We start from the raw sequence: 24211 nt of genomic DNA, 5'->3' as shown, positions 1-24211 counted from the left end.
TTGACACAGGTGTAACGGGCATTTCGTACGGTCGGGGCTCGAACGGTTCCACAGAGAGGCGCCCCGTTGACCCCACAGGACCCGCCGGACGCCCGGGCCGGTACGGCCGGTGCGCCCGACCAGCTGCGGACCGTCTGCTCGTACTGCGGTGTGGGGTGCGGCATGCTCCTCGACATCGGCACCGGGCCCGACGGGCGCCGTACGGTCCTCAGGGCGACGGGCGACAAGGACCACCCGGCCAACCGGGGGCGCCTGTGCACCAAGGGCGCCACCACCGCCGACCTGCTCGCCGCCCCCGGTCGCCTGGCCACCACGCTCGTACGGGAGGAGCGCGGGGCCGACCAAGTCCCGACCGATACCGACCGGGCTCTCACCGAGACCGCCCGCCGGCTGCGCGCGATCGTCGACGAGCACGGGCCCGACGCCGTCGCCCTGTACGTCTCCGGCCAGATGAGTCTGGAGGCCCAGTACCTCGCCAACAAGCTCGCCAAGGGGTTCATCGGCACCAACCAGATCGAGTCCAACTCACGGCTCTGCATGGCCAGCGCCGGCACCGGCTACAAGCTCTCCCTCGGCGCCGACGGCCCACCCGGCTCCTACGACGACCTCGATCGGGCCGATGTCTTCCTCGTCATCGGCTCCAACATGGCCGACTGCCACCCCATCCTGTTCCTGCGCATGATGGAGCGGGTCAAGGCCGGGGCGAAGCTGATCGTCGTCGACCCCCGTCGGACCGCCACCGCGGACAAGGCCGACCTCTTCCTGCGAATCAAGCCGGGCACGGACCTCGCGCTGCTCAACGGGCTCCTGCACCTGCTCCACGAGAACGGGCACACCGACCCCGCCTTCGTCGCCTCGCACACCGAGGGCTGGGAGGCCATGCCGTCGTTCCTCGCCGACTACCCGCCCGCCACCGTCGCCCGTGTCACCGGCATACCCGAGGCCGACATCCGTACGGCCGCCGAGTGGATCGGCACGGCGGGCGACTGGACCAGTTGCTGGACCATGGGCCTCAACCAGTCGACCCACGGCACCTGGAACACCAACGCCCTGATCAACCTGCACCTGGCGACCGGCGCGATCTGCCGTCCCGGCTCGGGCCCCTTCTCCCTGACCGGCCAGCCCAACGCCATGGGCGGCCGCGAGATGGGCTACATGGGCCCCGGCCTCCCCGGACAGCGCTCGGCCCTGGTCGCCGAGGACAGGGCCTTCACCGAGGAACTCTGGGGCCTCCCGCCCGGCACGATCCGCGAGGACGGCTCCGGGCAGGGCACGGTCGACCTCTTCCGGCGCATGGCGGACGGCGAGATCAAGGCGTGCTGGATCATCTGCACCAATCCGGTCGCCTCCGTCGGCAACCGCGCCACCGTCGTGGAGGGCCTGCGGGCCGCCGAACTCGTCATCACCCAGGACGCGTTCGCCGACACGGAGACCAACGCCCACGCGGACGTCGTCCTGCCCGCCGCCCTGTGGACCGAGACCGAGGGCGTACTGATCAACAGTGAGCGCACCCTCACCCTCGCCCGACCCGCCGTCGACCCGCCCGGTGAGGCCCTCGCCGACTGGCGGATCATCGCCCGAATCGCGTGCGCGATGGGGTACGAGAAGGCGTTCGCCTACGACAGCGCCGAGGAGATCTTCGAGGAGATCAGGCGCGCCGGGAACCCCAGGACCGGCTACGACCTGAGCGGAGCGTCGTACGAGCGCCTGCGCACCACCCCCGTCCAGTGGCCGGCCGCGAGCGGAGGACCGGCACGGAACCCGATCCGGTACGTGGCGGGCGACGGCTCCGGCCCCGTCTTCCCGACGGCGAGCGGCCGGGCCGTCTTCCACGCCCGGCCGCACATCGACCCGGCCGAAATGCCCGACGACGCCCACCCGTTCGTGCTCAACACCGGCCGTCTCCAGCACCAGTGGCACACCCTCACGAAGACCGGGAAGGTCGCCAAGCTCAACAGGCTCAACCCGGCGCCGTTCGTCGAGCTGCACCCCGAGGACGCCCTGAGGCTGGGCATCGCGGAGGACGACCCCGTGGAGATCGCCTCGCGGCGCGGGAGGGCCGTGCTGCCGGCCGTGGTCACCGACCGCGTGGCGCCGGGGAGTTGCTTCGCTCCCTTCCACTGGAACGACCTCTTCGGCGAGGACCTGTGCGTGAACGCCGTCACCAACGACGCCGTCGATCCGCTCTCCTTCCAGCCCGAGCTGAAGGTGTGCGCGGTGGCGCTGACGAAGGCGGCGGTCCCGGCGGCGACGGCTCGGACCCCCGTGATCCCGAAGGTGGTCATCCCGAGTGGCGGCAGGCCGCCCGGCCCCACCGCCCCCTTCGGCCTCGGACCCGCCCAACCGCCCGTCCTCACCGCCGCCTTCGGCCTCGAACCCGCTCCGCCGCCCGTCCTCACCGCCGAGGAGCGGCAGTATCTCGTCGGCTTCCTCGCCGGTCTGGAGACGGGCGCGCCCGGTGTGCCCGTCCTGCCGCCCGGCGCGCCCTTCCGCGAGGACCACGCACGCTGGGTGAACGGCGTCCTGGCCGGCCTGTACTCCCGCGCACCGCAATCCGCCCCCGTCGGCGGCGTGGGCTCGGCGGGCCGTGAGGTCATCGTGCTGTGGGCCTCGCAGACCGGCAATGCCGAGGACTTCGCGGCCGCCACCGCCGAGCGGCTCCTGTCGGCCGGCCACCGGGCCGCGCTCGCGGGCATGGACCGGACGGACCTCACGACGCTGCCGCCCGCGGCCGATCTGCTGCTGATCACCAGTACGTTCGGGGACGGGGACGCGCCCGACAACGGCTCCGGCTTCTGGGACGCGCTGGCCGCGCCCGACACCCCGCGCCTCGACGGCCGCCGCTATGCCGTACTCGCCCTCGGGGACTCCTCGTACGGCGACTTCTGCGGGCACGGGCGGCGCCTGGACCAGCGCCTGGACGAGCTCGGGGGCGTCCGGCTGGCACCCCGTACCGACTGCGAACCCGACTACGAGCCTTCTGCCCACGCCTGGCTCGACCAGGTCCTGGCAGGTCTGTCCGAGGAACCGACGACAGTGTCCCCCACCCCCCGGGCCCCCGCCGCCGCTGCGCCCACCCGCCGCTCCGGGCCCGCCACCACCTCCGCCCGGCTCGTCGGCAATCGGCTGCTCAGCCTGCCGGGCGCGGGCAAGGAGGTGCGGCGCTTCACCTTCGACACGAGCGAGAGCGGGATCGGGAGCGGCACCGGCATCGGGTCGCCGCTCGGATACGAGGCCGGAGACGCGCTCGGCGTGCAGCCCGTCAACTGCCCGGAGCTCGTGGCCGAATGGCTGGCCGTCACCGGTATCGACGCGGACTCCCCCGTGGACCTGTCCGGCCTCGGCCCCGTTCCCTTCGGCGAGGCCCTCCACCGCCACCTCGACATCACCCGCGTCGCCCCCGCCCTCCTCGGCTTCGTCACCGAACGGACCGGCGACCGCGACCTCAAGCGGCTGCTCCGGCCCGACAACAAGGACGGGCTCGCCCAGTGGACGTGGGGCCGACAGGCCGTGGACGTCCTCGCCGAGCACCCCGTACGCGCAGCCGCACAGGAGTGGGCCGACGTTCTGGGCCGCCTCAGGCCACGCCTGTACTCGATCTCCTCCAGCCCGCTCAGCGACCCCCACCAGGTGTCCCTGACCGTCTCCGTGGTCCGCTACGAGAACCGTCGCGGGCGCCCCCGCAAGGGCGTCTGCTCGCCGTTCCTGGCCGACGCCGAACCCGGCACCCCGGTGCCCGTCTTCGTCCAGCGCGCGCCGCACTTCCGGCCTCCCGCCGACCCCACGACGCCGATGGTGATGGTGGGACCCGGCACGGGCGTGGCCCCGTTCGTCGGCTTCCTCGACGAGCGCCGGGCACTCGGCCATCGGGCCCCGAACTGGCTCTTCTTCGGCGAACAGCACCGCGCCACGGACTTCTACTACGAGGAGGAGCTCACCGCCCTGCTCGCCGACGGCACCCTCGACCGCCTCGACACCGCCTTCTCCCGCGACCAGCGCGCCAAGGTCTACGTCCAGGACCGGATGCGGGAGCACGGCCCGCAGTTGTGGTCCTGGCTCCAGTCCGGCGCGCACTTCTACGTCTGCGGTGACGCGGCCCGGATGGCGAAGGACGTCGACCGGGCGCTGCGCGACATCGCCGTCGCCCACGGCGGCCTCGACGAGGAGTCGGCGGGGGTGTACGTCAAGCAACTGGCCGCCGACAAGCGGTACGTCCGGGACGTGTACTGAGGCCCGGGGGGAAGAGCCGGGCCGCCCCCTCCCTCATCGTCGGCAGCCCCACTCACCCGCCGTCGGCCGGACTCACCCGCCGTCGGCCGCCCCGTGGCCGGCGCGTGTCCGCGCCCCCCGGGCCGTCAGCCAGCCGACGATCTCCTCCGCCTTCTCGGCGCGGGCGATGTCGAGTGGCGTGAGGTCGTTCCAGCCGATCCGGTCGATGTCCGCGCCGGCTTCCAGGAGCCGTACGGCGACGGGGAGCCACCCGCCCTGGCAGGCGCCCCAGAACGCCTGGTCGATCTCCTCGGGCGAGAGTGCCGGGGAGTCGGTGAGACGGGCCTCGACCAGGTCGAGGAGGCCGAGGGTCGCGGCGTCCTGGAAGGTGGGGAGGGCGCCGAGTTCGAGCAGCCGGCGGGCCGCACGCCACTGCCCGAAGGCGCGGGCGTCGGCCAGCGGTGTACCGCCGGCGATCACGGCTCCGTCGGCCTCGATGTCGGCTCCGGCGGCGACGAGCGCGTCGATCATCGCGACGTCGTCGTTGCTCGCCGCCCAGTGCAGGGGCGTCTCCCGGTGGGCCCCGGTGAAGCGGGCGTCCGGGTCGGCGCCCGCCGCGACCAGGACGGCGACGGTCTCCGGGCCGTGCGGCCGATGGCCCGGCCAGTCGGTCGCGAGGTGCAGCAGGCTCCGCCCGCCGGGTCCGCAGCCCTCCCGGTCCTCGACGACCCGGGCCCGGGCCAGCCCGGGATCCTCGGCGAGCAGCGCGCGCAGGGCGTCGAGGTCGCCGGTGACGATGGCCTCGGTGACGGCGACGGCCACCGGGTCCTGGGAGCTGAGCGTGCGCGGGGTCGGCATGCCGCCAGGGTGCCGCACCGGAGGCGGCCGTGCACGGACCGGCCCGGCCCGAGCCGATTCACCCGCTTGCCGGTCCTCAGCTTGCCGCTAATGTCGATATATAGGCCACGTGTGCATCCTCCTTCCCGCACTCATCAGGCGGCGGGAAGGCGGAGTACGGAAGGAGCCTCCCATGACCCGTACATTGCGGGGCGCGATAGCCCTGGCCGGAGCCACCGCCTTCTGTCTGGGCGCGGTGGCGACCAGCGGGGCGGCCCAGCCCGGCTCGGGGTCGGCGGCACAGGAAGACGTGCGGATCGGCCTGCTGCTGCCGGAGAGCAAGACCACGCGGTACGAGAAGTTCGACCGGCCGTACATCGAGGCCAAGATCAAGGAACTGGCGCCGGGCGCCCAGATCGACTACTACAACGCCGCCGAGAGTGCGACGACCCAGCAACAGCAGGTGAACACGGCGCTCGCCAAGGGCGACAAGGTCCTCATCCTGGACGCCGTGGACGCCAAGTCGATCCAGTCGTCGGTGCAGAAGGCCCATGACGCGGGCGTGAAGGTCGTCGCGTACGACCGCCTCGCGCAGGGCCCGGTCGACTCGTACGTCTCGTACGACAACCGCAAGGTGGGTGAGCTGCAGGGCCAGGCGCTCCTCGACGCACTCGGCGACAAGGCCGGGAGCGGCGTGATCGTGATGCACAACGGGTCGCCGACCGACCCGAACGCGGCGGAGTTCAAGGCCGGCGCGCATTCGGTCCTGGACGGCAAGGTGAAGATCGGCAAGGAGTACGACACACCGAACTGGGACCCGAACAACGCCAACCAGCAGATGTCCGGTGCTATCAGTGCCCTGGGCAAGGACAAGATCGTCGGTGTCTACTCGGCCAATGACGGACTGGCCGCCGGCATCGCCACCGCCCTGAAGGGGGCGGGCATGAACGTGCCGCTGACCGGCCAGGACGCGCAGCTCGACGCGATCCAGCGGATCCTGCTCGGCACCCAGACGATCACCGTCATGAAGCCGTACAAGCCGGAGGCGGACATCGCGGCCACGATGGCGGTCGACTTCGCCGAAGGCAAGCCCCTGCCCGCCGATCTGGTACCCACCACCGTCACCAGCGGCAGCGGCCAGAAGGTCCCGGCCAACCTGCTGACGCCGGTCGTGGTCGACAAGACCAACATCAAGGACACCGTCGTCAAGGACGGCCTGTACACGGTCCAGGAGATCTGCACTCCGACCTATGCCGCGGCGTGCAAGGAGGCCGGCCTCCAGTAGCCGCGCGATGTTTCCGTCCCGGCACACGGCATGTCCGTCCCGGGCGCTTCGGTCCCGGGCGTTCCATCCCGGCGCGCGGCCCTTCCGCCCCGGTGGGGCGGAGCGGCCCGCGCGAGCGGGCGAGCGGAGGAGGCGGTTCCTTTGCCGGAGCCACCCGTGCTCTCACTGCGGGGGATCTCCAAGCGGTTCGGCGCCGTCCAGGCGTTGAAGGACTTCGACCTGGACGTACACCCCGGTGAGGTGGTCGCGCTGGTCGGCGACAACGGCGCCGGCAAGTCCACCGCCGTCAAGTCGATCGCCGGGGTGAACCCGCCCGACGAGGGCGTCATCACGTGGGAGGGCAGGCCGGTCTCCATCCACCGGCCGCACGACGCCCAGAACCTCGGGATCGCCACCGTCTACCAGGACCTGGCCCTGTGCGACAACCTCGACGTGGTCGCCAACCTGTTCCTCGGCCGGGAGCTGCGGCGCTTCGGCGTACTCGACGAGGTCAGGATGGACCAGCGTGCGCGCGAGCTGCTGGACACCCTGTCCATCCGAATCCCGAGCGTCCGCATCCCCGTCGCCTCCTTGTCCGGCGGTCAGCGCCAGACGGTGGCGATCGCCCGCTCGCTGATCGGCGCACCGAAGGTCGTCATCCTGGACGAGCCCACCGCCGCGCTGGGCGTGGAGCAGACCGCCGAGGTGCTCGACCTGGTCGAGCGGCTCCGTGAGCAGGGCCTCGGCACCATCCTGATCAGCCACAACATGGTGGACGTGATGGCGGTGGCCGACCGGATCGCGGTGATGCGCCTCGGCCGGAACAACGGCTTCTTCGACAAGCGCTCGACGACGACCGAGGAGATCATCTCGGCGATCACGGGGGCCACCGACAGCGCCGTCACCCGCCGTCAGGCCCGTAAGCGGGATGAGGAGGAGGAGCGATGAGACGCGACCGAGGCCGCGGCCCCTCCGGCGCCGACGACGCCCAGGAACCGGCGACGGGTGCCATGCCCGCCGTCGACACCCGCCTCCTCGTCCGCGAGGAGGGCCTCAAGGGGTACCTCGGCGAGTTCCGGCGCAAGATGCGCAGCGGGGAGCTGGGGTCGCTGCCCGTCGTGCTCGCCGTGATCATCATCTGGACGGTGTTCGGCAGCCTGAACAGCACGTTCCTCTCGGCGCAGAACCTGTCCGACCTCAGTCAGCAGATCGTCGGCACGGGCATGATCGCGGTCGGGATCGTGTTCGTCCTGCTGCTCGGCGAGATCGACCTCTCCGTCGGCTCGGTCAGCGGTCTGTGCGCCGCGATCTTCGCCGTACTCAATGTCCTGAACGGCATGAACCAGTGGCTGGCGCTGCTCGTCGCCATCGCGGGCGGCGCCGCCGTCGGGCTCATCCAGGGATTCTTCTTCGCGAAGGTCGGCGTACCGGCGTTCGTGGTGACCCTGGCGGGCAACCTCGCCTGGAACGGACTCATGCTCCAGGTGCTCGGCACCAGCGGCACGGTCAACATCCCCAGCGAGAGCATCGTCTCCAAGCTGTACTCGACGATCTACCACAGCCCGGCGGCCGCGTATGTGACGGCGGCCGTCGGAGTCGGGTTGTTCCTGACGGCCTCGCTCCTGGACGCCGGGCGCCGCCGGAAGGCCCGGGTGCCGTTCCGTCCGGTCGCCGAGATCGTCCTGCGGACGGTCGTGATCGCGGCCCTCGCCTTCGCCACGGCGTACATCCTCAACCAGTACCAGGGTCTGCCGCTGGCGCTGCTGATCTTCCTGATCGTGCTGGTGCTGCTGGACTTCGTGCTCCGGCGCACCACGTACGGCCGCCGGATCTTCGCGGTCGGCGGCAACATCGAGGGCGCGCGCAGGGCGGGCATCAGCGTGCCGTTCGTCCGGATGACCGTCTTCTCGATCGCCGGGACCATGGCGGCGGTCGGCGGCATCTTCCTCGCCGGCCAGATCCAGTCGGCCAGCCAGACGTCCGGCGGCGGCAACCTCCTGATGAACGTGATCGCCGCCGCCGTCATCGGCGGCACCAGCCTCTTCGGCGGCCGCGGCACCGTCTGGTCGGCGCTGCTCGGCGCGCTGGTGATCGGCTCCATCCAGTCGGGCATGAACATCATGGGCGTCAGCAACGCCGTCCAGTTCATGATCACGGGTTCGGTCCTGCTGGCCGCCGTGGTGGTCGACTCCCTGTCCCGCCGCACCCAGAAGGCGGCGGGCAGGGCGTGAGTCAGGACCTGCGGTCGTCGCTCAAGGCCCGTCGGAGTCCTGGGTGCCTGGGCCGATCCTCAGCTCGAAGTCGCCGTCGTACTGCTCGTGTCCGGCGATCACGGCGAGTTCGACGACCTCCACGCCCACCTCGCCCCGGACGATCAGCGGGTCCTTGCGGAGGTCCCGCATCAGCGCCACGCACATGCCGATCATCACCAGGACGAACGGTGCCGCCACCAGGATCGTGAGGTTCTGCAGGCCCGCGAGGGCGTCGCCCTGACCGTCGCCGATGAGCAGCATGATGGCGGCGACCGCTCCGGTCACCACGCCCCAGAACACCACGACGGGTCGAGCGGGTTCGAAGGCGCCACGCTGGGAGAGCGTGCCCATGACGATCGATGCGGCGTCCGCGCCCGACACGAAGAAGATCCCGACGAGGATCATCACGAGCAGACTCATGGTGCCGGTGAGAGGGAACTGCTGGAGCACGCCGAAGAGTTGCCCCTCCGGGGTGGTCTCCCCTGCAAGGTCGCCCTGTTCGCTGAGCTTCATCGCCGTACCGCCGAAGACCGCGAACCACACCAGGCTGACGGTGCTGGGCACCAGGATGACGCCGCCGACGAACTGGCGGATGGTCCGGCCCCGGCTGATCCGCGCGATGAACATGCCGACGAAGGGCGTCCACGAGATCCACCAGGCCCAGTAGAAGACCGTCCAACTACCCAGCCAGTCGTGGATGTTCGCACCACTGGTCGCCTCGGTACGGCCCGCCAGCTGGGGCAGGTCGTCGATATAGGCGGCGATCGAGGTGGGCAGCAGATCGAGCACGATGATGGTGGGGCCCGCGATGAACACGAACAGGGCGAGCACCCCGGCAAGCACCATGTTGATGTTGGAGAGCCACTGGATGCCCTTCTCGACACCGGACACGGCGGAGAAGACGAAGGCGACGGTCAGGACGGCGATGATGGCGACGAGCAGCCCGGTGCCGGTCTTCTCCATCCAGCCCAGCTCCTCGAAGCCGCTGCCGATCTGGAGCGCGCCCAGACCGAGCGAGGCGGCGGAGCCGAACAGCGTGGCGAAGATGGCCAGGATGTCGATGACCCGACCGGGCCCGCCGTACGCCGCCCGCTCGCCCATCAGCGGGACGAACACGGCGCTGATGGTCTGCCGACGCCGCCTCCGGAACGTGGAGTACGCGATGGCGAGTCCGACGACGGCGTAGATCGCCCAGGGGTGGAGCGTCCAGTGGAAGAGCGTGGTGGCCATGGCGGTCTGCATCCGCTCGGCCGAGTCGACGGGCTGGGTGCCGGGCGGCGGGGTCCCGTAGTGGGCCAGCGGCTCGCTCACACCGTAGAACATCAGGCCGATGCCCATACCGGCGCTGAACATCATGGCGATCCATGACACCGTCCGGAACTCCGGGCCCTCGCTCTCCTGGCCGAGTTTGATCCGGCCGTAGCGGCTGATGGCCAGCCATAGCGCGAAGACGACGAAGCCGGACGCGGCCAGCATGAACGCCCAGCCGCCGTTGCGGATCAGCCCGTCGAGGAGGTCGCTCGACGCGCTCTCCAGGCTGTCCGTGCCCGTGGCGCCCCAGACGACGAAGGCCACGGTGAGGACGGCGGTGACACCGAACACGATCCGGTCGGTACGGGCGCGATGGTGAGAGTCGGGGCGGCCCGGGAGGTCCGCCGTCACCGGCAGCCCTTCCCGCCCGCCCCGTTCGGCGCCTGTTCGGCGACCGTCCGGTCCCTGATCTTCCTGTGACACAGATGGCACCTTTCACGGCAATGCGGTATTTCATCACAAACCTGATGATGTCTCCGTAAGGCAGTACCACAGCCGAGGCCGAACAGCGCGGACCAACAGACCTCTACGGCTTGACCGGTGACCGGCGACGGCCCGACGTATCCTCGCCCCGGGCACCCCGAACAGGGGACGGCAGAGCACTGCGGAGCACGGAAGAGGTCGGAACGGGTGGCGGACAGACACAGGACCGACTCGGCGGCCACGGGCGGCCGGACGCCGAGCGCGGGCCCGGCACCGGCCGCGCCCCCGCTGAGCACGCGCGCGCGTGAGGCGGTGCTTCAGCGCATCGTCGACCGGCGGTACGCACAGGGCGCCCGCCTGGTCGAGCGCGAGGTCGCCGAGGAACTCGGCATGTCCCGCGTACCGGTGCGCGAGGCGCTGCGCGCACTGGTCACCGAGGGCCTCCTCGAACTGCTCCCGCACAGCGGCGTTCGCGTACGACGCCTCGAACGCATCGACGTGGAGCACCTGTACGAGGTGTGGGAGCCGCTCACGGTCCAGGCGTCCCGGCTGGCGGCGCGGGCGCGTGCGGCGGGCGACACCGAGGGACTCGCCGCCCTTGAGGCGACCCTCCGCCAGGCCGAGTCGGCGGCCGCCGCGGACGAGGCGACGCGCGAGGTGGCCGCTCACACGGCGTTCCACGAGAGCGTGGTGGCCATGTCGGGCAACCCGCTGCTCGCCCGCACGATGGAGCAGCTGAGCTGGCAGCTGCGGCTGGTGTTCGGCCTGCGCGAGGAGCCCGCACACATGCGGGCCCAGCACGCCGAGATGTACCGGCACATCGCCGCGGGGGACACGGAAGCGGCGGCCGCGAGCGCGCTGCTGCACGTACGGGACAGCAGGGCGGTCGCCCTGCGCTCCCTCTTCGGCGACGCCTGAGGGCCCACCCGAGGGCCCCTGAGGGTTAAGCACCGCAGGCTATTCGTATACCAAGATGGGCGATCACGCATCCCTCCGATGCGCCCGGACGGGCCGCGATGGGTACGGAACGGGTGTTTCCGGATCACTGGATCATCACCCTTGTCCGCCGCCTTCAGCTTGGTATACAAAACGGGGAAGCCGTCGGCCCACTCCCCCAAGGAGCACCCATGTGCGTCGAAGCCACTCCGCCGCCCTCCAGCAAGCTGACCCGTCGCGGCATCCTCGCCGGAGCAGCCGCCCTCGCCGGCACCATGGCCGCGGCCGGCCAGGCAGCGGCCGCCGCCGGTGACCACGGAGCCGCCCCCGGTCGCCGTGCCGCCGGAGCCACCGCGCGCGTGGGGCACCTCGTGATCCAGGGCGGCACCCTCCTCGACCCGGCCACCGGCGAGGTCACCGAGAACGCCGTCGTCGTCATCGAGGACGGCATCGTCCGCGCGGCCGGCCGCCGGGGCAAGGTCGCCGTGCCGCGGGACGTCGAGGTGCTCGACGCCCACGACCGCTGGATCCTGCCGGGCCTGGTGGACGCGCACATCCACCTCAGTACCGCCGCCGAGGCGCGCGACGCCGTCCGCCAGGGCGCGACGAGCGCGCGCAGCGGATCGACCGCGTTCTACCAGGACATCGCCGTCCGCGAACTCGCCCGGCACAGCCCCGCACTGGCGCCCCGGCTGAAGGCCGCCGGAGTCTTCGTCACCCCGAACCTCGGCGACACCGTGCTGGCCGACCCGGACCTCACCCCACTCGCCCGCCTCAAGGACGGCGTGCGCTCGGCCGAAGCGCTGCGGCGGGTGGTCGAGGTGAACCTCGCCCGTGGCGCGGACGTGATCAAGACCCGGGTGAACGAACGTGCCGGACTCCCGGAGCAGGACCCGCTGGCACAGGTCTACTCGCGCGAACAACTCGCCGAGATCGTCGGCGCGGCCCGGCGACGCGGCAAGGGCGTCCTCTGCCACAGCTACAGCGAGCAGGGCTGCCACGACGCCGTCATGGCGGGCATCCGCTCCCTGGAGCACGGCGCGTTCGTCGGCGAACGCACGTTGCGCGAAATGCGGCGCAGGGGCACGTACTTCACGCCCACCCTCACCGCCATCGCCGGCCTCGCGGAGTCCTCGGACCCGATCCTCGCCGAGCGCGGACGCACGTACCTCCCGATCCTGAAGCGAGCGGTCCTCGCCGCGCACGAACTCGGCGTCCCCCTGGCCGCCGGCACCGACTCGTCGGGCGGCGTGGTGGACCCGATCGGCGGGGAGGTCGCACTGATGCACTCCGCGGGCCTGTCACCCCTCGACGCGATCCGCACGGCAACGACAGGCGCAGCCCGCCTCCTGCGCCTCGACCGCACGGCGGGCCGCCTCGCCCGCGGCTATGCGGGCGACGCGCTCCTGCTCTCGGGGGACCCGCTCACCGACATGAGGGTGCTGAGTCAGCCGGTGGGAGTGGTCCGGGCCGGGGTTGTGGTCTGAGGCCGGGCCCCTCCCCCGTACGAAGCACCTCACCGCTCGCACCACCGCACCCCCGCCTGCAAGCCACCCCCGAGCCCCCATACACCGCATCGCCACTCAGCCCGCCCGCGGCGCGGTGCCCCTTGCCCTGCCCTCACCACACCAGTTCGCCGTACGGCCCTCCCCGCCTCCCCCTCCCCCCTCGAAGGAGTCCCCCATGCAGCAGTCACCCTCGTCCTCGGCCCCGTCCTCCCCCGGCGCGCTCTCCCGTCGCACGATGCTGGCGGGAGCCGCCGCGCTGGCAGGCGCTACGGCCACGGCGGCCGCCACGGCCGCGCCGGCGCAGGCAGGATCCCCCGTGACCCCCGAAGCGGCGGCTTCCGGCACCTCGGGGCGTCGGGAAAAGACCGTGGTCTTCCGTGACGTACGTCCGTTCGGCCGGGCGAAGGCCATGGACCTCGTGGTCGTCGACGGCCGCGTCTCGGACCGTCCGGCCCCCCGTGGCGCCAAGGTCGTCGACGGCGGCGGCCGCATCGCGCTGCCGTCGCTCGTGGACGCGCACATCCACCCCGACAAGACGACCTGGGGCGGCTCCTGGGTGTCGCGACGGCCGGCGAGCGGCATCGCCGACTACGTCGCCCAGGATGTCGAGCTGTTCCACAGCCAGCGCCGCCCCGTCGTCGAGCGGGCGTACGGGCTGATGTCGCACGCCGTGTCCCGGGGCACCCGGGGCATGCGTGCCCACGCGGACGTGGCACCGGCCTACGGTCTGGCGGGGGTGGAGGGCGTGGCAGCGGCACGCGAGAAGCTGCGTCACGCACTCGACGTCCAGATCGTGGCCTTCCCGCAGCACGGCGTGATCCGGACCCCGGGTACGGCCGCGCTCCTCGAGAAGGCGGCGCGCGAGGGTCTCATCGACATGATCGGCGGCATCGACCCGATCGGTTTCGACAACGCCCTCGACGAGCAGCTCGATGTCGTCTTCGGCATCGCGGACCGGCACGGCGTCGGCGTGGACATCCACCTGCACGATCGCGGCGAGAAGGGCATGAAGGCGATGCGCGGCATCGTCGACCGCACGCGCGCCCTGTCCCTCGCGGGGAAGGTCACGGTCAGCCACGTCTTCTGCCTGCCCGAACTGACGGACCGTGAACTCGGGTCGATGGCAACCGACTTGGGGGACCAGGACATCGCCCTGACCACCGTCGCGCCGTCCGACTCGCTGGTCCTGCCGATCGCGCGTCTGCGCGAGCACGGGGTGCGGGTCGGGCTCGGTTCCGACGGTGTGCGTGACTCGTGGAGCCCGTTCGGGAACGCCGACATGATGCACCGGGCTCACATCCTCGGATGGGTGACGGACGTGCGTCTCGACGAGGAACTGACGGACTGTTACAGCGTCGCGGCGCACGGGGGCGCGGACGTGATGGGCCTGGCGCACGCGGACTTCACGGCAGGCGCCCCGGCCGACTTCGTACTCGTCCGGGGTGAGTGCCTGCCGCAGGTGGTCGTGGACATGCCTCGCCGCGACATGGTCGTGCACGGCGGTGTCGTGGTGGCCCGCGATGGCGAGTTCCTCGACTGAGAGTGCCGCCGGTGGCCGGTCGGGCACCCCGCTCGGGTGCCCGACCGGCCACGGCCCTACCGAGACCCGGCGTCCCTACAGGTAGGGCCGGGTGATCAGCTCGAACGCGTGGCCGCCGGGGTCCTTGAAGTAGACCCCGCGACCGCCGTGCTCGGTGTTCGTCTCGCCGGGCCGCGTCATCTGCGGGTCGGCCCAGTGCTCGACCCCCTGGTCACGGAGTCGCCCGTACGCCCGCTCGAAGAGCTCGTCGTCGACGAGGAAGGCGTAGTGCTGCATCTGGATGTCCACCGGAGGCTCGGCGAACTGGATCAGCACGCCGTCGGCGAGCTGAACGTTGATGAAGGGACCCCAGGACGGCGCTTCGGGAAGTTCCAGCAACTCCCGGAAGAACCGCGCCGACTCGTGGCGGTCCTTGGCGGCGATGATGGTGTGGTTGAACGTGACTGCCATGTGGATGACCTCGCTGTTGATTCGACACGAATGGGAACCGCAGTGCTTGAGCACTGGGGGGTCCGCGTGCCGAACCGAGAGGGTGCTTTCGACGCACCCACGAAGCGATCAGTCGTCCACCGGATGGCCCGTCTGTGTATGGCGTCGAATCGCCGGTCCGGTGTTCACGTCGAGCGACGCTACTTGATCAAAAGCACAGTGGCAAGGGTCGGCCCGCCGCCGATGAGAGGCTCCGCCGCTGGTCGGCAAGGCGGTCGCGTGGACCAGGGCCTGTCCGGCGGATCTTGCCGGGCGCCCACCGGCGCTGACCGGCGGTGGCGACCCACCGGACAAGGAGCTGGTGGGCAGGTTGGGCCCGCCGTTTAATGCCTCGACATCGGGCGCGGTGATCGGGGACGCTTCGCGCGATGACAAGAATCGACGACACGCCGCCCGCGTGGGACGAGCGCACCCAGCTCACCACGTTTCTCGACTACGCACGTGACACCGCCCGCGCCAAGTGCGATGGCGTCTCGGCGGAGAACGCCCGCAAGGCGCTCCTGCCGGGCTCACCGCTGATGACCATGAGCGGAGTGATCAACCACCTCCGCTGGGTCGAGTACTACTGGTTCCAGATGGTCTTCCTCGGCGAGGAGGACCAGGGCCCCTGGACCGATGAGGACCCCGACCGCGAGATGCGTATCGCCGTCGACTTCCCGCTCACGCAGTTGCTCGACGAATACGCCGAACAGAGCGCCCGCTACCGCGAACTGGTCGCCGGGAACGACCTGGACAAGCAGGCCCAGCGAGCCATCCGCAACGGCCTCCACGTCGACCTGCGCTGGATCCTCCTCCACCTCACCGAGGAGACCGCCCGCCACAACGGCCACCTGGACATCCTGCGCGAGATGCTCGACGGCACAACCGGCGGCTAGATCCGGCGGACATCACGGGCGGAGCCGGAGTCGGATCGAGGCGACGGTGACGGTGCTGTGGAAGACGTAGCCGCGCGATTCGGCACTAGATCCCGCCACGGCACCCCCGTGCGCAGTCGGTACAGGATCCCGTCGATGACCCTGCGGTGGCCGGTCCAGCGGCCGCCGCGCTGCCCGGACTTCGGCAGATGCGATTCAGCCGGGCCCACGCCGCATGCGTTGAATCTCCCCGCCCCATGCTCATGCCAACGACCCGAAGCCGCGACGGTCACAAGATCCGCCGGACAAGCCCTAGGGGTCAGTGGGAACCGGTGCGGAGCGCGGGCGAGGGGGCCGTCTCGGCGTCGCGGAGGGCTCGGGTGGTGACCCGGGAGGCGAGGGGAATCGCGGCGAGGGCGAGTCCGAGGGCCGCGGCGACGAAGGTGGCGCGTAGTCCCAGGGTTCGTCCGAGCAGGCCGCCGGTGAGGGCCCCGAAGGGAACGACGCCCAGGACGACCAGGCGGTAGGCGGCGGTGACGCGGCCGAGGAGTTCGTCGGGGACAGCCGCCTGGCGCAGGGTGCTGACGACGATCTGGTTCAGCGAGGTGGCGAGAGCGGCGCCGAACATGGCGGCCAAGGCGAGGGGTGTGCTGTGGCCCAGGCCGAGGACGGCGTAGCCGGCGGCCGGGGCGAGGGCGGCGAGCCAGGTGGTGGGGCCGCCGCCGATGCGGGGCACGACGTGCGCGGCGAGCAGTGAGCCGGCGATCGCGCCGGCGGCGGGAACGGCGACGAACAGGCCGTAGCCCGACAGGGGAATGCGGTACGGGCCGGTGAGCAGCAGGACGAGGAGTCCGCCGGTGGCCGCGCTGAAGAAGTTGATGGCCGCCGAGATGAACGCGACTCGACGCAGCAGGCCGTGGCCCCAGAAGTGAGCCCATCCGGAGCGGATGTCCTGGGTGATGCCGGTCCGGGGCGAGCCGCGGTGCCCGTGTTCCTCTCCGGCGGGGAGCAGCGGGGGCAGCAGCAGGGCCGCCAGGCCGGCGAGGGCGAACGCGGCGGCGCCGGTGTAGAAGGCCGCCGATGCCGCCAGCGCGAACAACGCCGCGCCGGCGGGCGGACCGACGAACGTGTTGATGACGGATTGTGTGGCGAACAGCCTGCCGTTGGCGCGCTCCAGCTTCTCCCGGGGCAGGAGGCGGGGCGGGATCGTCAGGGCGGCGTTGTCGACCATCGTTTCGGCACAGCCGGCTATGAACACCGCGGCGTAGAGGAGGGCGACGTGGTGCCATCCACTGGCCAGAGCGAGGGCGAGCAGCGCAAACCCGGCCGCGCGCAGCCCGTTGCCGACGACGAGTATCCGGCGCCTGTCCATGCGGTCGGCCAGCGCGCCGGCGGGGAGGGTCACGACCAGCCAGGGCAGGAACTGCACCACCGTCATGCCCGCCACCACGAGCGGGTCACGGGTCAGTGTGGCGACGAGCAGCGGGGCGGCGGCCTGCAGCAGCCCGTCGGCGAGGTTCGAGGACGCCTGGGACGCCCACAGCGCGGTGAACGGTCTGAGGACAGCAGCGGGCACGGTCGGTCTCCTGGCGGTGATCTCACGGGCGATGGGCCGATTGGGCATGATGCCAAGAAGATGACCTCACATGCAATAATGCTTTTGACCATGAGATCTTTCCGGCGGGCAGCAGAGCTTCGGGCTGCGAGAGGAGCTGAGGGTGAGGTTCGGCCACATCTCGGGTGACCGCATGCTCGACCTGGTGAACACCGTGGCCTGGCGGCTCGGCGGATCCGAACGCAAGGAGGGGCTGAACACCTTCACCGACGTCCTCGACTGGTGCATCGAAGCCGGCCTGATCAGCGCGGACGAGGCCGCATCCCTGCGCGATCTCGCCGGCCGCGACGACGCCCGGGCCGAGCGGGAACGGAAGCAGGTCGTCGAAGCACGCGAGAGGGCCTACGCGGCCCTCTTCGAGGACGACACCGAAGCCTCTGCGGACCTCGCAGACATGTACCGGGCGGCGATCGCCGCCGCCGACCTGGTCCACACGGGCGACCGCTGGCAATGGGAGGACCGGGAAACCGACCTCCGCCTGCCCCGCCACCGCATCGTCCGCGGACTCGTCGCCCTCACCCAGCGCGACGGGCTCGACCGCCTCCATCAATGCGAAGACGCCAAGTGCGGCTGGGTCTACCTCGACACATCGCCGCGGCGAAACCGCCGCTGGTGCAGCACGAAGGACTGCGGCGACCGCAACCGCGCCCGCACCTACTACGCCCGGCAGAAGGCGAAGACCCATCAGCCCTGATCCACTCACCGCCCTGTGATCGTGGCCCCGTAGCGCCGAGAGTCAACCGACGCCCCAGGCCGGTACATCCGGGGGCCGTCATGGAAGTGCTCTTGTACGGGGCGATCACGTCTCGTGGGACGTGGAGATCTGACGAACGGCCAGCGGGGTCGTCTTGAGCCGCTGCTGCCGCGGGGCATCAAGCCGGGCCGTCCGCAGGTTCGGACGCGTCGACAGCTGATAGACGGCATACGGTGGCGGACCCGGACCGGCGCCCCGCGGCGTGGCGTGCCTGAAAGACATGGGCCCTGGGACCGGGCGGCCGGCAGGGCGCGCAAGTGCACGGAGGACGGGGTGGGCGACACCCTCGGACATGCGCGCACCGTGCCGCACACCGTCGCCGACCGGCATCCGCGTTTCGGCGGCACCCCTTTTCCCGGTCTTGTGCGGAGTCTTGCCACTCCCTCGGGGTCACCCTATCCTCCGGGAAAGAAAGCGCTTTCTTTCCGCCCATGGTCGCCTCACCCAGGCCTGCCCACGGGCGGTTTCTTCTGGACCGAACGACGTTCCGCACGCAGCACGCACAGCACGAGCACGGCATGGCATGGCATGGCATGGCATGGCATGGCATGGCACGGCACGGCACGGCACGGCACGTAGGAACTTCCCCCAGCGTTCGAAGACGAGAAGGACGGCGAGCATGAGACGACCAGTCGCACTTCGGCTCCACGCGGCACTGGCCACCCTGGCTCTGGCGGCCGCCACCGGCGTGGTGCTGTCGATGCCCCAGGCATCGGCGGCCACCGGCGGCGCCACCGGTTACGCGACCCAGAACGGCGGAACCACCGGCGGCGCCGGCGGGCAGACCGTCCGGGCCACCACCGGAACCGAGATCCACGCGGCCCTCTGCGCACGCGCCACCAGCAGCACCCCGATCACCATCGAGGTCGAAGGCACGGTCAACCACGCCAACACCGCCAAGGTGTCCGGCACCAGTTGCAACACCGCCGCCGGCGTGATCGAGCTCAAGCAGATCAGCAACGTCACCCTCGTCGGGGTCGGCGCAGGCGCCGTCTTCGACCAACTCGGCATCCACATACGCGAGTCCAGCAACATCATCATCCAGAACGTGACCGTCAGGAACGTCAAGAAGTCGGGCTCGCCCACGTCCAACGGCGGCGACGCCATCGGCATGGAGAGCGACGTCCGCAACGTCTGGGTCGACCACACCACCCTGGAGGCGTCGGGCGGGGAGTCGGCAGGGTTCGACGGCCTCTTCGACATGAAGGACAACACCCAGTACGTGACGCTGTCCTACAGCACCCTGCGTAACTCCGGCCGCGGTGGCCTCATCGGGTCCAGCGAGACCGAGCTCTCGAACGGCTTCGTCACCTTCCACCACAACCTGTACGAGAACATCGACTCCCGCGCGCCCCTGCTGCGTGGCGGCATCGCCCACATCTACAACAACTACTACGTGAAGCTCAACGAGTCCGGGATCAACTCCCGGGCCGGAGCCCGCGCCAAGGTGGACAACAACTACTTCAAGGACTCCAAGGACGTCCTGGGCACCTTCTACACCAGCGCAGCCGGCTACTGGCAGGTCGCCGGCAACATCTTCGACAACGTGACCTGGTCCAGCACCGGCACCGACACCAACCCCGCCGGGCCCGACGTGAAGTCCACCACCACGGTCAGCATCCCCTACTCCTTCAGCCTCGATGCCGCCGACTGCGTGCCGGACATCGTGAACCAGACGGCAGGGGCCAACAAGGGACTGAAGGTGTCCAACGGCAACTGCACGCCGCAGACGCCGTCACCGAACCCGACCACCCCCACCCCCACGCCGACCACACCCACGCCGACCACCCCCACCCCCACGCCTTCCCCGACCCAGCCCGGCGGGACCAACCTCAGCCTCGGGGCAGGAGCCGACGGTTCGAGCAAGGCCGACGGTACGAGCTACGGCAATGTCCGGGACGGCGATCTCGGTACCTACTGGTCACCGGCGGGCTCGACCGGATCGGTGTCCATCAAGTGGGGCTCGGCCACGACCGTCTCCGGTATCGCCATCCGTGAGGCGGCCGGCTCGACCGGCACCATCGGGTCCTGGCGCGTCCTCGACGGCGACACCGGAGCCGTCCTCACCTCGGGCAGCGGGGCGGGGGTCATCACCGTCCCCCGCACCGCGCTGAAGAAGATCACCTTCGAGATCGTCAGCTCGTCCGGCACGCCCCGCGTCGCCGAGTTCGAGACCTACGCCGGCTAGGAGTCCGAGTCGACGCGGTCTGCAGGCCCGGACCCGGGCCGGCAGACCGCGTACTCGCGCTCGGCCCCGGACGGGGCACGCGCCTCGCGCGCGTGCCTGCGGATCAGCTCACGAACTCCCGGTCGCCGTAGTGCACCTGAGCCTCGTTCCAGTCGGCGCCGAGCGAGACCGTGAACTGTCGCGCCAGGGGCAGATCGGCGATCTCGGCGACGAGGACGAGCCGTCCGTCGAGGGTGACCGAGCCGCCGCCGAGCTTCTCCCGGGCCTCGGGGTCCGCGACCAGCGCCTCGCTCAGCCGGCTCGCGCGGACGCCGGGCACCTCGATCTCCACCGCGTCGGTCTCCGGCGACGTCCTGGGCAGGCACCGGAAGGTGAGCACGGCCTCCTGGTCGTACTCCTTGGCGATGACGCCCGCGATGTGGTGGAGCCCGTCGCGACCGACCCTGTTCACATCGAACTCGCGGGACCGCTCGTACGTGGCCTGCTGCCCGGCCTCGGACCAGAAGACGCCGTCCAGCAGTGTCGAGGCCGCCGGTCGGGCGCCGTGGGCGCGGATGATCGCGCGTACCTCGTGGTCGAAGCGGGTCAGGCGGGTCCGGAGCCGGGGATCGTCCGGGTCCGTGATGATCGCCGTGTTGTCGGTCGCGAAGATCTCCGCCGTCGGGCAACTCCGGTCGACAGGGCTCGCGTGGGTGCTCTCGGCGCCCGTGATGCCGAGGACGAGGGCGAGAACGGCGAGGCCGGTGGCCGGGATGCGGAGCCGTCGCTTCGTGCGGTGCGTGACGCTCTTCATGGTGTGACCAACGAGTTTCATGGCGTGATCAACGAGTCGGACCTGCGATCGTTGCGTCACCCACCCTGAGATGAGTACCCGTGCTCATCCCCCGCCGTGTCCCCGACTCGTACCGTGTGCTCACCGCATACGACGACGCGCGGCTGAGCGAGGAAGCATGAGTATGAGCCTCCCCCTGCAGGGCACCCCGGGCAGCGCCCGGCGCACGTGGCCCACCGGCTATCTGGTGACGGTCGGGGTACTGGTCGGCTTCGGCCTGCTGATCGACATGCTCGCCTTCTACATCTCGATCTTCGCGACCGACAGCTGCGGGGCCGACGATCCGGCGCTTGTCTGCACCACGTTCGGCATGCTGACGATGTGGGCGCTGCCCTGGATCGGGATCGGCGTCGCGGCGGCGGTATCTGCGGGGCTCGGCCTGATGGCCTGGCGACGCGGACGCACCCCGTGGGTGTACCTGCCGCTCGGCGTCGTCCTCCATCTGGCCTCGCTCGTCGGCGCCTGGACGATCATGGTCTCGTGAGCCCGTCGGCTACACCGGGGCGAGGTGCGCGAGGCCTCGGACGAGGAGGGTCAGGCCGAAGTCGAACTCCTCGTCCACGGCGACGGAGGTGAGGGACCGGGCGGCCTGGAGGAGCGCGGGGTAGGAGGCCGGGTCGAGACCGCCGTAGAAGGCCGCGAGTTCGGGGCCGTGGTCGGGGGCGGCGGCGGGACCGTACTGCTGGACGGTGAAGCCGATGACGTAGTGGCCGACGGCGGTGAAGGCACGGGCCGCCAGGTCGATCGGCAGGCCGTGGGTCAGCAGGGCCCCGAGGACGCGTTCACGTTGGGCGAGGCCGTGGGGGCCCACGGGGACGTACGCCATGAGCAGCGGCAGGGTGTTCGGGTGGCGGCGCAGGGTGTCGTGGAACCGGTGGGCCGTGACCGTGAGCGCCTCGCGCCAGTCGGCGGAGGCGGTGACCGCGTCGAGGTCGACCTCGCCCAGGACGCGGTCGACGACGTACGCCATGATCTCGTCCTTGCCGTCGAAATGACGGTAGAGGGTGGCCGTACCGGAGTTCAGGGCGTCGGCGAGCATGCGCAGGGAGAACGCCTGGGTGCCGTGCTCGTCGACCAGGCGCAGGGCCGTGCCGACGATGTGTGCGGTGTCGAGCGCGGGGCGCCCGCGCCGGGGCTCGACGGACGAGGCCGTGGGGTTCGGGCGTGCGGCCCACCAGGCCGGGCTGCCGGGGGGTGGCGGGGTGGCGGCCATGCGGTGGGCCCTCTCTCGCTGTGCCGGGTCGTCGCCGCCCTGCTCGTCGCGGCTGCCGGCGGCCATCGGTGGTGCGGTGACACCGTACCGGTCGACCGCGCGCGGGCCGGGCGGGGGCGAGGCCGGCGGGTGCCGAGCCGTGTGAGCGATGGCTCGGCCCCCGTACGCGTACGCGTGCTCCGGCCCCCGAGGTTGTCGGGCCGTGTGTGTCAGGCGGCGGACCGGAGGGCGGGGGTCAGCCGGCCGATCGCGGGGGATGCGGCCGGAGTGCCGTTGCCGGCGGACAGGTTGGGCCCATCAGACCCTTCGGTCCCGTTGGACCCCTTGGACCCGTTGGACATGCCATCCGCGTCGGCCACGTGGCTGATGTCGCCGATGTGGCCGTCCGGGCGGATCAGCAGGATGGTGTCCTCGGTGATGCCGTACGCCGTGAGCAGGGCCGCTTCGCAGGGCGTACGGGGTGTGGTGTGCGTCAGCACGGTGTGGCGGCGCAGCGGGACGCCGTCGGTCGGCCAGGGAAGGCGGTCGACGGCGTTGGCGGCGCGGGCCCCGAACGCGAGGGCGGTGAAGTGCGGTCCCCGATACAGGTCGAAGAGCCGGCTCGCCGTCCCGGTGGCCCCGGACAGCGTGGGCTCGGACAGCGCGGCCCCGGACAGCGTGGCCCCCGACAGCGCGGCCCCCGGCAGCGCGGCGTCGGGGGCGCGGTCACCGCAGCGCAGGGTCGCGGTGCGGGGCGAGTCGGCAGGGGCGAGCGGGCCGCCGAAGTAGGAGATGCCGAGCTGGTGTTCGTCGGGGCCCCGGGTGAGCCCGCTGGGACGGGTACGGCGCAGTCCTTCGTACAGCTCGGTGGAGCGGCCGAGGACCTGCGCGGCGACGGGGCGTCGCTCCCGTTCGTAGCTGTCCAGGAGGGCGTCGTCGGCGCCGGCGAGGACCTGCTGGAGTTTCCAGCCGAGGTTGTGGGCGTCCTGGACGCCGGTGTTGAGGCCCTGCGCTCCGGCGGGTGTGTGGACGTGGGCGGCGTCGCCGCACAGCAGGAGCCGGCCGTTCCGGTAACGCTCGGCGAGGCGGATGTTGGGGCGGAAGACCGAGGACCAGGTGATGTCGCGCAGGGTGAGGGACGGGCCGACGCGGCGGCGCACCAGGGTGGCGAGGGCGCTCCCGGTGAGGTCGACGGGGTCGCCCGGCCGGATCTTGATCATGATCTGGAAGCGTCCGTCGGCGCCCGGCAGCGGGCATGCCGCGATGCTGCGGCCGCGCAGTCGGGGCCAGATGTGCCAGTGGTCGCCGGACAGGCCGTCGACGGTGGCGTCCACGAGGATCATCCGGTCGGTCTCGTCGGTGCTGCCCTCGAAGGCGATGCCCGCGGCCTTGCGGACGGTACTCGAACCACCGTCGGCGCCCACGACGTACCGGCTTCTGAGCAGTCGGCCGTCCTGCAGGCGTACGGTGCACGCCTCCTCGTCCTGGGTGATCTCCACGGCGCGGGCGCCGAAGTCGACGCGCACTCCGAGGCGTTCGACGGCGTCGTGGAGGAGGGTGGTGGTGGCGTACTGAGGGAGCAGGAGGACATCGGGGTAGGGGGTGCCGATGCTGCCCGGTGCGGTGGCGTGCATCCGCCAGGCCTTGGTGTACGGGCCGAGATGGAGACCCATCGGAGGGTAGGCACCGCCTGCCGAGCGGGCGGCGTCGGCCAGGCCCAGGTCGTCGAGGACCTCCAGGGTGCGGGGCTGGATGCCCTTGGCGCGTGAGCCCTGGAAGCACTTCTCGTCGCGCTCGACCAGGCGTACCGCGATGCCTCGGCGGGCCAGGTCGAGCGTGAGGGCGAGACCCACGGGTCCCGCGCCGATGACGGTGACGGTGGTGTCGGCCGTGCCCGCCGCCGTGTCTGCGTCGTGCGATTCGGGCATGTCCGATGCTCCCGCCGTTGCCCGGGTGCGCGAACGGGTACGCACACCTCGATTGTTTCGGATACAGCGTATCCGAAAC

At 71.1% G+C, this 24211-nt stretch carries 19 protein-coding genes and 1 pseudogene; 12 read left to right on the top strand and 8 right to left on the bottom strand.

The genetic code is table 11. The features are described 5' to 3' along the window. The first annotated feature begins 162 nt into the window (after window positions 1-162). Window positions 163-4230 carry a molybdopterin-dependent oxidoreductase gene (locus OG462_RS38290; RefSeq protein WP_406066870.1) on the top strand — a complete coding sequence of 1356 codons (4068 nt, stop codon included), beginning with the start codon at window positions 163-165 and terminating at the stop codon, window positions 4228-4230. Window positions 4231-4302: 72 nt separating this feature from the next. Here the strand turns inward: OG462_RS38290 and OG462_RS38285 are convergent, their stop codons facing one another. Beyond that, window positions 4303-5067 carry an ankyrin repeat domain-containing protein gene (locus OG462_RS38285; protein ID WP_406065119.1) on the bottom strand — a complete coding sequence of 255 codons (765 nt, stop codon included), beginning with the start codon at window positions 5065-5067 and terminating at the stop codon, window positions 4303-4305. 172 nt (window positions 5068-5239) lie between these two features. Between OG462_RS38285 and OG462_RS38280 the strand changes: the two genes are divergently transcribed. From OG462_RS38280 to OG462_RS38270, 3 genes are all read left to right on the top strand, one after another. Next, window positions 5240-6331, top strand: a complete 1092-nt coding sequence (locus OG462_RS38280) for a sugar ABC transporter substrate-binding protein (protein WP_406065117.1) — start codon at window positions 5240-5242, stop codon at window positions 6329-6331. Window positions 6332-6472: 141 nt separating this feature from the next. After that, complete coding sequence (locus OG462_RS38275) at window positions 6473-7258, top strand: ATP-binding cassette domain-containing protein (RefSeq protein WP_406065115.1); 786 nt, start codon at window positions 6473-6475, stop codon at window positions 7256-7258. Then, the gene (locus OG462_RS38270) at window positions 7255-8541 is read left to right on the top strand and encodes a sugar ABC transporter permease (protein WP_406065113.1); all 1287 of its coding nucleotides are present in this window, start codon (window positions 7255-7257) and stop codon (window positions 8539-8541) included. The genes OG462_RS38275 and OG462_RS38270 overlap by 4 nt, the downstream gene beginning before the upstream one ends. A 21-nt stretch (window positions 8542-8562) precedes the next feature. Here OG462_RS38270 and OG462_RS38265 read toward each other — a convergent pair whose 3' ends face one another. After that, window positions 8563-10296 (bottom strand): BCCT family transporter, encoded by a 1734-nt coding sequence (locus OG462_RS38265; RefSeq protein ID WP_406065111.1) that lies wholly within the window; start codon window positions 10294-10296, stop codon window positions 8563-8565. A gap of 288 nt (window positions 10297-10584) precedes the next feature. Here OG462_RS38265 and OG462_RS38260 point away from each other — a divergent pair, with 288 nt between their 5' ends. The 3 genes from OG462_RS38260 (at window position 10585) to OG462_RS38250 (ending at window position 14280) form a co-directional block, all read left to right on the top strand. Next, window positions 10585-11214 (top strand): GntR family transcriptional regulator, encoded by a 630-nt coding sequence (locus OG462_RS38260; RefSeq protein ID WP_406066869.1) that lies wholly within the window; start codon window positions 10585-10587, stop codon window positions 11212-11214. Between the two features lie 209 nt (window positions 11215-11423). After that, complete coding sequence (locus OG462_RS38255; RefSeq protein ID WP_406065110.1) at window positions 11424-12719, top strand: amidohydrolase family protein; 1296 nt, start codon at window positions 11424-11426, stop codon at window positions 12717-12719. Window positions 12720-12915: 196 nt separating this feature from the next. Then, a complete protein-coding gene (locus tag OG462_RS38250; RefSeq protein WP_406065109.1) occupies window positions 12916-14280 on the top strand; it encodes an amidohydrolase in 1365 nt (454 codons plus the stop codon). 75 nt (window positions 14281-14355) lie between these two features. Here OG462_RS38250 and OG462_RS38245 read toward each other — a convergent pair whose 3' ends face one another. Continuing rightward, a complete protein-coding gene (locus OG462_RS38245; RefSeq protein WP_406065108.1) occupies window positions 14356-14730 on the bottom strand; it encodes a VOC family protein in 375 nt (124 codons plus the stop codon). Window positions 14731-15137: 407 nt separating this feature from the next. On the opposite strand from OG462_RS38245, the gene OG462_RS38240 reads away from it, so the two are divergent. Further along, complete coding sequence (locus OG462_RS38240) at window positions 15138-15644, top strand: DinB family protein (protein ID WP_406065106.1); 507 nt, start codon at window positions 15138-15140, stop codon at window positions 15642-15644. 86 nt (window positions 15645-15730) lie between these two features. Here OG462_RS38240 and OG462_RS38235 read toward each other — a convergent pair. Both OG462_RS38235 and OG462_RS38230 read right to left on the bottom strand, forming a co-directional pair. Next, window positions 15731-15882, bottom strand: a pseudogene (locus OG462_RS38235) (transposase); the annotation flags it as partial. A gap of 60 nt (window positions 15883-15942) precedes the next feature. Then, window positions 15943-17199, bottom strand: a complete 1257-nt coding sequence (locus tag OG462_RS38230; RefSeq protein ID WP_406065105.1) for an MFS transporter — start codon at window positions 17197-17199, stop codon at window positions 15943-15945. Window positions 17200-17341: 142 nt separating this feature from the next. Between OG462_RS38230 and OG462_RS38225 the strand changes: the two genes are divergently transcribed. The 3 genes from OG462_RS38225 (at window position 17342) to OG462_RS38215 (ending at window position 20180) form a co-directional block, all read left to right on the top strand. Next, the gene (locus OG462_RS38225) at window positions 17342-17932 is read left to right on the top strand and encodes a CGNR zinc finger domain-containing protein (protein ID WP_406065103.1); all 591 of its coding nucleotides are present in this window, start codon (window positions 17342-17344) and stop codon (window positions 17930-17932) included. A gap of 114 nt (window positions 17933-18046) precedes the next feature. Continuing rightward, window positions 18047-18571 carry a transposase gene (locus OG462_RS38220; protein ID WP_406065101.1) on the top strand — a complete coding sequence of 175 codons (525 nt, stop codon included), beginning with the start codon at window positions 18047-18049 and terminating at the stop codon, window positions 18569-18571. 40 nt (window positions 18572-18611) lie between these two features. Next, on the top strand, window positions 18612-20180 hold the full coding sequence (locus OG462_RS38215) for a polysaccharide lyase family 1 protein (RefSeq protein ID WP_406065099.1): 1569 nt from the start codon (window positions 18612-18614) through the stop codon (window positions 20178-20180). Between the two features lie 103 nt (window positions 20181-20283). On the opposite strand, the gene OG462_RS38210 is transcribed toward OG462_RS38215, so the two are convergent. Continuing rightward, complete coding sequence (locus tag OG462_RS38210) at window positions 20284-20973, bottom strand: hypothetical protein (RefSeq protein ID WP_406065097.1); 690 nt, start codon at window positions 20971-20973, stop codon at window positions 20284-20286. Window positions 20974-21136: 163 nt separating this feature from the next. Here OG462_RS38210 and OG462_RS38205 point away from each other — a divergent pair, with 163 nt between their 5' ends. Beyond that, window positions 21137-21496, top strand: coding sequence for a hypothetical protein (locus OG462_RS38205; protein WP_406065096.1), 360 nt, complete (start codon window positions 21137-21139; stop codon window positions 21494-21496). 9 nt (window positions 21497-21505) lie between these two features. Here the strand turns inward: OG462_RS38205 and OG462_RS38200 are convergent, their stop codons facing one another. Together OG462_RS38200 and OG462_RS38195 are read right to left on the bottom strand one after the other, a co-directional pair. Continuing rightward, entirely contained in the window at window positions 21506-22291 is a 786-nt protein-coding gene (locus tag OG462_RS38200) for a TetR/AcrR family transcriptional regulator (RefSeq protein ID WP_406065094.1), read from the bottom strand. A 143-nt stretch (window positions 22292-22434) separates the two neighbouring features. Next, window positions 22435-24132 carry an FAD-dependent monooxygenase gene (locus OG462_RS38195; RefSeq protein WP_406065092.1) on the bottom strand — a complete coding sequence of 566 codons (1698 nt, stop codon included), beginning with the start codon at window positions 24130-24132 and terminating at the stop codon, window positions 22435-22437. Window positions 24133-24211: the final 79 nt, after the last annotated feature.

The organism is Streptomyces sp. NBC_01077 (assembly GCF_045162855.1).
GTDB lineage: Bacteria > Actinomycetota > Actinomycetes > Streptomycetales > Streptomycetaceae > Streptomyces.
The sequence above is the reverse complement of the archived record's forward strand: the minus strand, read 5'-3'. Positions and strand labels throughout refer to the sequence as shown.